Genomic DNA, 11527 nt, shown 5'->3' with positions numbered 1-11527 from the left:
CAAATTGCTATGGTCCGATTTAAGTGGACAAGAATAGAATATATAGTAAATATTAGGGAAAGGACATGATGCTGATGACATTAAAGAAGAAAAGAAAGATACTTTTTATTACAAAGAACTGGGAAAGTGGGATAGAAAGAAATACGTATTATTTAACAGAGGAATTAAAGAAATATGTTGATATAAGAACCTGGGAGGAAGACGGTAATATAAGTGGAATTCTACAAAAAATGAACTTTCAGCCTGACTTTATCCTAGTAAATGATTTACGTCCTACTCGATCACCAAAAGTAACTGGCCTAAAGGACTGCAATATTCCATTGGGAATAATTATGCATGATTTAAACTACCAGATGGACCAAAGAAGATCATTTATTAAAGAAAATAATGTAAAATACATCTTTACCCATTATAGAGATACTTTTTTGGAATGGTATCCAGATTTTAAAGATAAAATGATATGGTTCCCCCATTATGTTAATATCGATGTATTTAAAGACTTCAATCAAAAGAAAACGATTGATTATTTAATGATGGGTGCTGTACATCCTACTGTTTATCCATTACGTCAAAAAGTTCTCGATGAAATGAAAAGTCTACCTAATTTCACCTACCATGCACATCCTGGCTATTTTCACGAACAGTACGACGAGAAATCGTTTAAGGTAGCTAGCAGTTTCGCAAAAGAGCTTAATAGAGCAAAAATGTTTTTCACCTGTGATTCCATTTATCATTATCCTGTAATGAAATATTACGAGACTCTGGCCTGTAATACATTACTGTTAGCTTCATGCACGAAAGAAATTAAGGATTTAGGTTTCATCCCTGGTGTCCATTTCATTGAAATAAATGAAGAGAACTTTAAACGGAAAGCAAAATATCACCTAACACATTATGATACATTAGGGAAACGGATAGCTCTAAACGGTTATAAAATGGTAAGAAAAAAACATTCTGTACAAGTTCGTGCGAAACAGCTCCTTGATCATATCGAAGCGATTCTTTCTAAGGAAGGAGGAAACGAACTGTGAAAATTTTATATCTTGGTTATTTAGGAGTCAATAATATAGGAGACGAAGTTTGTTATGAAGCATTTGCTCAAGCATGCGATAGATGGCTTAACGAAGATTATACTTTATTCTCCTATCCAATTAGCGCATCTAAAACACTGAAAGAATTACATGCAGAAAAGCCATTTGATCTTGTTGTCTTAGGAGGAGGCTCTTTATTTCAAGGTAATTTCTTTATTGATTTAGCTTTAGAAGCAATTGAAATGAAGCTTCCTCTTTATTGCTATGGAACAGGTATTGATTATATGACGGAAGAAACTATAGAATCTTTTAAAAGAGGGGATTTCCAGTTATCGCCAACTACTTTTAATAACAAAGAGATAAATAGAGATAAAATAAAAAAAGTGATTGAAAACTCCACATTTGCAGGTCTTAGAGGTCCACTTACACACAAATATATTAAGGCTTTAAATCCATCACCAGCAAGTAATTATCAGATAATCGGTGATTCTGGGATGCTTTTCACACCTAAAAAAGATGATTATATTCAAAGAAAATACTTGCATGACTCCAGTAAAAAAATTATTGCAGTCAATTGGGGAACCACTCAAAATATTTTATTTGGCTATGATGAATATAAACTTAAAAACCAAATGATTAAAACTTGTACAAAATTATTACAAAAGGGCTATCAAATTGTGATTTTCCCAATGTGGGATATGGATATCTCTCATTGCAAGAGTTTGTATGATAGCCTGAAAGAGCAGGGTAACGTCATTTTCATTCCAGAAGTATGCACAGCTTCACAAATTTATCACTTTTTATCTCTTTGCCATTTTTCTTTAAACCTAAAGCTTCACGCAAACGTACTTTCTGCATCTAGCGGTACTCCATTTATTCAATTAGCGTATCGCTCAAAAGGAGTAGACTTCGCAGCTTCCATCCACCAATTACCTTATACGATATTAACCAATACAAATACACTGTCTGAAACAATTGAAAAGAAAGAATATTATTTAACAAGCAATAAAAACCGAAAAAAAATACGGATAGCAAAAGAAAGAATTATAGCTAGACATAAAAACTTTATAGCCTCATTGAAAAAGTAAGAAAACAGGATATTCCCATGCTGGAATATCCTGTTCTGTTTATCGTCAAAAAGATTTTTAATAAGTTAAATTAGTTTTTATGCGTTGCTTGGAGTGCAAGGGTGAGACTCCTGTGGGATTAGCGAGACAGCTGAGACCCTGCAGGCCATAGGCCGAAGCGGCTCAGCGCGAGCCCCACGGAAAGTGAACCCTTGAAGCGGAAAGCAACATCTTATTCGAAGAGATTAATAAATATACTTTTTAAAAAACGTCTGCCTCTAAAATTCCGGAGTTTGTCTACAGTCTGAACAGGATATTCCCATGCTGGAATATCCTGTTTTCTTATAAATAGAGGGATGTACTACTCTTTGGTTTATTTTATTATAGCTAGCAATACTCACATTTTTTTAACAAAGAAATAAAATAGAAGCTCTCTACCCTTTCTTTCATGCTCTAGTTAATCGTGAATGACAGGGAGAGAATAGCATCTATTTGTTTGGTTATCTTATTTTTCATAGTCACTTATCTGTTTTAAACAAAGCTCATATACATCTACTTCTTTATACAATTTATACCATTCTATTGTATAATATACAGTTTGGTCAATATCCCATTTAGGGTGCCAATCTAAATAATGCTTTGCTTTATTTATATCCAAGCTAAGAAGCTTTGCCTCATGCTCTGCGGAAACTGACGTATCCACTTCCCATGTTCCACCCTTCCACTGCATCACTATTTTTTCTACTAATTGTTGTACAGTAGTCACACTTTTCGATTCTGGTCCAAAATTCCAGCCTTCTGCATATTGCGTTTTTTCTTCATATAGATAAGCACCTATTTTTAAATAACCAGAAAGTGGCTCTAATACATGCTGCCATGGACGCACAGATTGAGGGGAACGTACTTTAATAGATTGACCCGATAATAAAGACCGAACACAATCAGGAATAATTCGATTTTTAGACCAATCCCCGCCTCCTATTACATTTCCTGCCCGAACAGAAGCAATGAGCTTACCATGCTTACTGTAGGAGTCAATGGGAAAGAAAGAGTTCTGATAAGAGGAAATCAATATTTCGCAACATCCTTTACTTGAACTGTATGGATCATACCCTCCCATTGGATCTGTTTCCCGATATCCCCATACCAACTCTTTATTATCATAGCATTTATCACTTGTTACCATTACTCCTGCTTTAATAGATGGCGACTTTCTTATCGCTTCTAACACATTCATCGTCCCCATTACATTCACTTCATACGTATATACAGGATCTAGATAGGACTGTTTTACTAATGGCTGTGCAGCTAAATGAAAGACAATCTCTGGTTGATATTGCTCAAAAACAGCTTGAAGCTTAACCGCATCACGAATATCCCCTCTTATGTCCTTCATTTTATTACTCAGCTCAGCCAACTCAAAAAGACACTCATCACTGATCGGATCTAATGAATAACCAATTACATCTGCACCTAGCTTTGATAACCAAATAGCTAGCCAAGAACCTTTAAAACCTGTATGACCAGTTATGAGAACCTTTTTATTTTTGTATATTTTTTGCCAATCAGTTGTCATCGTTACACCTCCACTCCCTTATTATAGATTCTCGGAATTAAATTTTCCGCATAAGCTCTAGTCTTTTGACTAGGGCTTTTTTATTGTGACACCCCCAAAACGGAGATGCGAACAAACTTTCCTCTTGACAAACATACGTTCCCTAAATAATTAAGTGACGGTATTTTTTTAATCACTTAAACGGGGGAAAACTTATGCTTACAGATATTCGTTCTCATGAATCCTATCTACACTTTGTTGTAGAGCAGCTAGACATACACTACAATAAAAAGTTTTTAAAAGATTTCTACTTCGAACCAATCATTTGGTGTTCTTTAATCGATCTAACTGACACCACAGAATTACTGAAACAACGGTATTCCTCTAATCCAAGAGGAAGAAAACCACGGAATCCTTGTGATATGCTTCGAAGCTTAATGCTTATGCATTATCAAAAGGAAACCAGTGTGGATCACTGGGTTTTTATCTTAAAAACAACTCCCATATTCGCCATTCTTAGTGGCTTTTCTCCAGACAACGTTCCTGGAGTTGGTACGTTTTATGACTTTTTCAAACGCCTTTGGCTTACATCAACTCCTCATCTATCCAATCGAAAGAAGAGAAGGTTGAAAAAGCCAAGAAAGAAAGGCAAAAAGAATCAAAAACTTGAACCTAAAAATCCAAAAATTGTGGAGAAGCTAGTTAACCGTGCACTAAAAAACAAGAAAGTTCATTATAAACAAAAGGCACACGATCAACTCCAACTCCTATTTCAATCACTATTCGTAAATAAATCGGCATCAGATGGATTATTAGGAAATACGCAGTCACTCAGCATTTTGGCTGACGGAACTCCTGTTGTAACGGGAGGTCGGTCATATGGGAAATTCCTTTGTGATTGTCGAAAACAAGGAATTTGGAAGTGCCAATGTAAACGACAATTTTCAGATCCTGATGCTGATTATGGCTGGGATAGCTCTAGAGAAAAGTACTATTATGGACGAAATCTCTTTATGATAGGTGCCTCAGATAGTCCGTATAATTTGCCAATCTACCCAAGAATGTATCGAGCTAGTAAACACGATTCTGTTCTGTTTGTAAGTACATATCATGAACTTTTACATTGGTATCCTGATTGGAAATTTAGGGAAGTCATCTTAGATTCAGCCTTAGACGCTTATCCCATTTATAAAATGTTAGAACACTATGATGTTTCAGCCATCATTGACCTCAATCCTAGGCGTTCTAAGCAGTTTATTTACAATGAAATGGATATTAATTTAGACGGTGTTCCGATTTGCCCAATTGGTCGCAAAATGCTTGATTGGGGAGCGGATAAAAAACGTTACCGTCGTAAATGGCGATGCCCAGCTGTAGTTGGAAAATGGAAGTGCCCAAACCCATGTTCTACCTCTACATATGGACGAACTTTTTATACATCGACAAAGGATAATCCTCGTCTATTTCCACGTGTCAAACGTGACAGTAAGGAATGGTATAAGCGTTATTCCTTGCGTACTGGGATTGAGCGCTGTATTAAACGGCAAAAGATTGATTATCATTTAGAGGATTCAAGAGGACGTAGTTCAAGGCATTGGAATATTCGAACCTATATCATCGGCATGTGCCAGCATGCCGATGCGTGGTTAAAGGAGGCAAAAAAGAATCATTTTGCAAATCTTAACACATTAATTAAATCTCTTTTGTCCTTATAAAGTCATCTTAAAATACATTTTTAAAAAAATCCACTATAGGTGGTTTATTTGATATGCACTTTTTTAAAAACGACTTTGAAAATTCCAATTTATCCTCCAAAATTTAGCTATCATCCCCCTTAAGACCCAGAATCAGTCATTTAATTTCCGAGCCTCTATTTATTGAAAATGATAATAACCTTTATACCAGGCAATTGTTTTCTTAATCCCCTCTTCTATGGAAACAGCTGGAGTCCACCCAAGAATTGTTTGAATCTTTGTTATTTCCGGTATTGGTGCGTTCCTTTCATTTGCCCTTTTTGGAATGGCACCATAAAGAGGAACTTGCTTCGTATCTAAATGTTGATAAATTAAATCAACAAAATATCTTAAAGGATGAGCTTCACCAGAAGCAATATTTAAAATCATATTATTATTTCCTTCATCTGTGGATGCAAGGATTAAGCCATCGACAATATTTCCTACATAGCTATAATCCCGATATTGGTCACATGTCGTTAATTGTACCTCTTCACCGCGAAGTACTTTGTCAATAATATGAGAGAATAATTTATGGTTATCCTCCGCTTCTCCAAAAATATTAAATGCCCGTAAGGTGACTATCGAAATCTTATATTCTTGTGCTAATTGATGGGAAATAATTGTAGAGGCTGCTTTCGTACTTCCATAAATATCGACTGGTTCTAATAGCATTCCTTCATGAATCTGTTCTTTTTTATCCCCATACTCTGAACTACTACCAAGGCAAATAATTTTTTGACAATTTGTATCTTTTGCCGCAAATAGGATATTCATTGTTCCTAATATATTCGTCTCAAAAGCAAGTAAATCATTTTTATTATTGGGATTCGTTCCATAAGCTGCTAGATGAAAAATATAGTCTGGTTGGAAGTCATGGATTATACGGCATATATCGGGGCGATTTTGAATATTTGCCTCATATATTTTTAATTGAGGCAAATATTCTTGTACTCTCCATGGATTAGAATCTTTTCTAACAATTACAGCAATAGTCGTATTTTCGTTCACTAGCTGTTTAATAAGATGAGATCCAATAAAACCATAAGCACCTGTTACTAACACTTTTTTATTTTTCAATTTCATGGCATACACCACTTATAAAGAGGCGATAGAATAAGGATTTTTTGCTGTATAATCAGCAGGTACGTTTGCAAAGAATTCTGGATTATTAGAGAGGCTATTTGAGAACTCTTTTAATTTCACTAAATAAGGATTATAGATATTTGTTAATATTGGGGCTGAAATATTAACTTCTTCTAGCTTCCATAGATCAAATTCATTCTCATTAAGCATTAATAGACTTCCAAAATGGAAGAACTTCAATGGATTATTGTCAATATATACTTTATTCTCCCTCATGGTTACTTCTTGTTCTGTATTATTTAAGATAAGATTCCATGGAGCAGCGTTAATTCCTGGATTTTCATTTACTTTAATATTAATAAACAATTCTGGAATCCGATCTAAATACAATTGATCTCCCCATGATTTCCGTTCGTCATTATATACTTCAGAGCATTCTTCTAAGCATCTCTTTTCCCACCAATTTAGAATCTTTCTGCTGTTTTTTTCATTTTTGAATCCGATAAATCCAGCCTGATACTGACCATGGAAATGTTCTAATAAGTCTGTTCCTCGTTGACGACATAGATAGACAGAATATCTAGCGAAGTCATCTATCACAGAGATTGGGTTAGAGAAGAAGTATAAATCACTATCACAATAGAAAAGATGATCAATATCGGAATGAGTTGCTAATAAGTGTTCCACTAATGTTGCTTTTATTGTCCAACAATATTCTTGCAGTGTTCGCTGTTGTTTTATCTCTTTTAATTGCTGTGTCTCAATTGTTTCTACTGGCACTAATGTTACATTTTTTAAATTTAAATTAGATAGGACATCGTTGGTTTCTTGGTCCATCGTACAAATCCATAAGTGAAAATTGTCTATCTGCTTACTCAATGAATCGTACATCGCTAGTCCTTTAACTAAATATTCTTTACTAAAGATAGAGGTTAATAGTAAATAATTATTGTACTTAATCATTTTTCTTTTCAATTTAGTGGAATGGTACTTTGTCTTTGCCTGAATAAAGTCATTTGTCGAAAGCGTGGCTCGAATAATTCCAGGATAACTATTCTGATACGACGTAATTAATGCTTCTAAATGATCAAGATATGGAACATAAATATCATTCATAATTTCCTTTGGAATATTTAATTGATGCATACTCCATAAATCATATTTATCACTATCATAAATAGTTATACAAGAAAAATGATATGCAACTAGCGGGTAATTATTTATGAAAACTTTTTCTCCTTGTAGAGAAATTTTAAAATCATTATTGTAAACAATATTCCAAGGTGCAGCATTAACCCCTAAATCAGTAGATATTCGAACATTATCATACATAATTGGAAGCTGATCTAGATACTTTTGGTCTCCAAATCGGCCATTACTTTCCACTACGCTACACCATTCAAGGCATCTATCCTTCCACCATTGAACAGCTGCCAATCCTGTCTCATCTTTTCTAAATCCGACAATACCAGCCTGATACTTCCCGTACTTTTGTTCTACCCATTCTAAATCTCTTTGTGGAGTCAAGTAGATGGAAGCAGAGCCCCATTCATTAAAAATACTTTCAGGATTAGAGAAGAAATACATATCTCCGTCACAATATAAAACTTGCTCAATATCATTATTTTTAAGAATGTATTCAATTAAGAAAGATTTTAATGTCCAACAATATTCATTTGTCATTCTTTCTTGTTTAACAGCTCTTAACTGATCATTCTCTATTTCTTCTACTCTAATAAGATGCATATTTTTTAGATTTTTTTCATTCAAAAACTTATACGTAATAGCATCAGTACAACAAACCCATAAATTGAAATTCTCACTATTTTTAACAAGTGATTGATAAACCGCCATAATCTTAATACAATATTCTTTTCCTGCAATTACACAGAAATTTTGATTGGTGGATGAAATTGGCTCTGTTGGAGATATTTTTGTTACCTCATTTATTTTAACTGCTGCTACTTGTTTTGCTTTTTCCTGTGCCAATGCTCCTTGTTTTGCTTTTTCCTGCGCCAATGCCGCTTGTTTTGCTTTTTCCTGTGCTAATGCTGCTTGTTTTGCTTTTTCCTGTGCCAATGCTGCTTGTTTTGCTTTTTCCTGTGCTAATGCCGCTTGTTTTGCTTTTTCCTGTGCTAATGCTCCTTGTTTTGCTTTTTCCTGTGCTAATGCTGCTTGTTTTGCTTTTTCCTGTGCCAATGCTCCTTGTTTTGCTTTTTCCTGTGCTAATGCTGCTTGTTTTGCTTTTTCCTGTGCTAATGCTCCTTGTTTTGCTTTTTCCTGTGCTAATGCTCCTTGTTTTGCTTTTTCCTGTGCTAATGCTGCTTGTTTTGCTTTTTCCTGTGCTAATGCTCCTTGTTTTGCTTTTTCCTGTGCTAATGCTCCTTGTTTTGCTTTTTCCTGTGCGGCTGTTTCTTGTCTTGCCTTTTCTTGTGCAAGTGCTTCATCATTGTTTGAAATACTGTTAATCGCGCTTGGATTAGTTTCATTAATCAATTGATTTTGTTCAACAGTATTCGCTTGTGATGATGATGTCTCTTCTTGTGGAGATGGTAAAGCAAGCATCTTATTATTTTTGTTTTTAGCTCCAATTAAAATATCAACCAAATTATCTACATGAAATTTAACCGAAACCTCTTTTGAAAATAGTTGAATATTTACAGTAGCCGACTTATCCGCCTTTTCATTACTAGACAATGCTTCCAGAAAGTCATTTATGATGTTTTTTCTTAGCCACTTCACGGCAATCCTCTCTCTCCCTTTTACCTATTATTTTTGTTTCCATATCTTTCTAGCGTCTTCTAAATCCTTTGGCGTATCAATAGATATCCATATTCCGTCATGTAAATAGACAGCTAATTCTCTCTCTTCAATTAGCTTTCTTAAAGGCTCTTCCTCTAGCACACAATCCGGCTGTGCTGATAAATAGTCAAAGAATTCCTTATTACAAACAAAAAATCCCCCATTGATCCAGTCATTTAAAATTGGCTTTTCTGAAAAACTATTGGCAATTCCCTCTTCTATATCAAGTACTCCATATTGATTATTTTTTTTAATTCCTGTTAGTGTTACTGTTTTTCCTTTCTCTTTATGAAAGGCAATAAGTGCATCTAAATCAATATTTGATAAACCATCCCCATATGTTAATAGGAAGATATCATCCTCTATATATTCTTCTAACTGTTTAATTCTTGCTCCTGTCATCGTATCTTGCCCTGTATCAATACATGTAATTTTCCAAGGCTCTGCTTTTTCGAGAATGTCATATTGATTGTTTAATAAATCAATTTTGAGATTGTTATTTTTCCAAGCCAGATTTACAAAATAATCCTTTATTTGTTCTCCTTTATATCCCAGTGGCAAAATAAATTCCTGGTGTTCATATTTACTATAATGCTTCATAATATGCCATAATATCGGTTTTCCATTAACATCAGCTAATGCTTTTGGTATGTTCTCTGTTAAGCCTCTCATTCTCATTCCTTTGCCCCCACATAAAATGACAACTTTCATGCTTTCACCTCTTCACTTAGTATTTTCATGCCATTATATGTACAGGCTACTAAGTGTGCGTAGGTGGTTTCATTATGTTTGATGAGATATAGGCGATTTTCTGAGAGATTGGGAAAAAAATTTTTTTTATCGCTTTCTCTGTATGGAATAAAGTTATTATCCCTCAAACAGGAAGCAAGCCCCATACTGAACGGAAGTGCTTTCTGATAATTAGTAAACAAGTAATATTGTATCTAAGATAAAATAGATGAGCCTTCACAATATTAGATGGTGCTCAAGAAACAGTGGAAGCTGTGGATAGTTCGAAAGTACTTTAATATGAAATTCAAGCGAGAGAAAAATATTTCTCTACTAATTCTAGGCAAGTATCACTTACTATCAATAACGTCATGGTTCTTATGACAAATATAAAAAAGACAATGGGGAATATCGTTTGCTATTGAAAAATAGATTGCTAGAGTGGGCTTGTTTTGTATCAACTACTTTTGTCGAATGATGGATGGTTTTCTTTTTGTGAGGGAATTTCGACTTTCATTCAACCGATGAATTTTTACAGGTACGATTAGAGAGAATATTGCCTTTTGTAAAGTCGAAGCCACAATAGAAGAAATATAAAAGAGTTAATTTATCTGTCAGGCAAAAACAAAGGATGTCCATTGCTAGAGCAATCTTGAATCAAGTTCCAATTCAATAACGGATGATAGTACTATTGCTTTAAAATTGCATGTAGCGAAAGAAAATCTATCAAAACAGTCCATTACTTTTAAAAGGTAAACCTCGGATGTCTTTTCCATCTATTTCTATAGAGCCACTAGTAACCTCATATAATCTTGGAATTAAATGAACAAGTGTCGTTTTCCATTCACCTGTAATAAAGTGAGATCATGCTTTACATTTATCAATAATGCCATTACTACACTTTTTTCCTGAGCTTTTGATTCAACTTTTAACCCTTTATAAAGAAAATGCTATAAGGCGAGACAGCCTCATAGCATTTTTTTACCCGATTTTAATTTCATTTCCTTCCACTACTACTTTTTCATTTTCTCCTAGGTTCGTAAATACCATTGGAGTTATAATAGAAGGAACTTTTGACTTAATCGCATCAAAGTCGATTTCCATTAATTTTTGTCCTTGTTTTACTTTATCTCCATCTTTAACAAATGAAGTGAACCCTTCACCTTTAAGAGTAACGGTATCTAATCCAACATGAATTAAGATTTCTTTACCACTATTGTCTGTCATGCTCAATGCATGCTTTGTAGGAAACACATTCATAATTCGCCCATCTGCTGGAGCAACTAATACACCATTAGTCGGATCTACTGCTATGCCATCACCCATCATCTTTTGTGAAAAAACAGGATCAGGTACTTCACTAATACTTAATAGTTTTCCTTCTAAAGGCTGAATGTAATTTTTAGTTGCACTCGTATTTTCTTCCTTATTTCTTTTAAATAGATTTTTAAACAAGATAATACCTCCAGTAAAAGATTCTCTAATTCTATTTTAACGCAATAAAGAAAATTTTCCCATAAATCT

Annotated in this window: 8 protein-coding genes; 3 read left to right on the top strand and 5 right to left on the bottom strand. The window is 34.3% G+C overall.

The window, feature by feature from the left end; translation table 11 throughout:
- Positions 1-74: 74 nt before the first annotated feature.
- Positions 75-1031: a glycosyltransferase family protein gene (locus AB3U99_RS07160; RefSeq protein WP_400246621.1), complete on the top strand. Its 957-nt coding sequence runs from the start codon at positions 75-77 to the stop codon at positions 1029-1031.
- Entirely contained in the window at positions 1028-2119 is a 1092-nt protein-coding gene (locus tag AB3U99_RS07155) for a polysaccharide pyruvyl transferase family protein (RefSeq protein WP_400246620.1), read from the top strand. Before AB3U99_RS07160 ends, AB3U99_RS07155 begins: the two co-directional genes overlap by 4 nt.
- 484 nt (positions 2120-2603) lie before the next feature.
- Here AB3U99_RS07155 and rfbG read toward each other — a convergent pair whose 3' ends face one another.
- The gene (gene rfbG / locus AB3U99_RS07150; protein ID WP_400246619.1) at positions 2604-3674 is read right to left on the bottom strand and encodes a CDP-glucose 4,6-dehydratase; all 1071 of its coding nucleotides are present in this window, start codon (positions 3672-3674) and stop codon (positions 2604-2606) included.
- Positions 3675-3868: 194 nt separating this feature from the next.
- Between rfbG and AB3U99_RS07145 the strand changes: the two genes are divergently transcribed.
- A complete protein-coding gene (locus AB3U99_RS07145) occupies positions 3869-5368 on the top strand; it encodes a transposase (protein WP_400242960.1) in 1500 nt (499 codons plus the stop codon).
- 159 nt (positions 5369-5527) lie between these two features.
- On the opposite strand, the gene AB3U99_RS07140 is transcribed toward AB3U99_RS07145, so the two are convergent.
- From AB3U99_RS07140 to AB3U99_RS07125, 4 genes are all read right to left on the bottom strand, one after another.
- On the bottom strand, positions 5528-6472 hold the full coding sequence (locus AB3U99_RS07140; RefSeq protein WP_400246618.1) for an NAD-dependent epimerase/dehydratase family protein: 945 nt from the start codon (positions 6470-6472) through the stop codon (positions 5528-5530).
- A gap of 12 nt (positions 6473-6484) precedes the next feature.
- Entirely contained in the window at positions 6485-9214 is a 2730-nt protein-coding gene (locus tag AB3U99_RS07135; protein WP_400246617.1) for a hypothetical protein, read from the bottom strand.
- Positions 9215-9241: 27 nt separating this feature from the next.
- Positions 9242-9985: a sugar phosphate nucleotidyltransferase gene (locus AB3U99_RS07130; protein WP_400246616.1), complete on the bottom strand. Its 744-nt coding sequence runs from the start codon at positions 9983-9985 to the stop codon at positions 9242-9244.
- A 999-nt stretch (positions 9986-10984) separates the two neighbouring features.
- The gene (locus AB3U99_RS07125) at positions 10985-11458 is read right to left on the bottom strand and encodes a PTS glucose transporter subunit IIA (protein WP_400246615.1); all 474 of its coding nucleotides are present in this window, start codon (positions 11456-11458) and stop codon (positions 10985-10987) included.
- Positions 11459-11527: the final 69 nt, after the last annotated feature.

The organism is Niallia tiangongensis, from assembly GCF_044704065.1.
Taxonomy (GTDB): domain Bacteria; phylum Bacillota; class Bacilli; order Bacillales; family Cytobacillaceae; genus Niallia; species Niallia tiangongensis.
The sequence above is the reverse complement of the archived record's forward strand: the minus strand, read 5'-3'. Positions and strand labels throughout refer to the sequence as shown.

Coding starts and splice junctions, on each gene's coding strand:
- AB3U99_RS07160 (WP_400246621.1), top strand. CDS start 75: ATGACATTAAAGAAGAAAAGAAAGATACTTTTTATTACAAAGAACTGG.
- AB3U99_RS07130 (WP_400246616.1), bottom strand. CDS start 9,985: ATGAAAGTTGTCATTTTATGTGGGGGCAAAGGAATGAGAATGAGAGGC.
- AB3U99_RS07140 (WP_400246618.1), bottom strand. CDS start 6,472: ATGAAATTGAAAAATAAAAAAGTGTTAGTAACAGGTGCTTATGGTTTT.
- AB3U99_RS07145 (WP_400242960.1), top strand. CDS start 3,869: ATGCTTACAGATATTCGTTCTCATGAATCCTATCTACACTTTGTTGTA.
- rfbG (WP_400246619.1), bottom strand. CDS start 3,674: ATGACAACTGATTGGCAAAAAATATACAAAAATAAAAAGGTTCTCATA.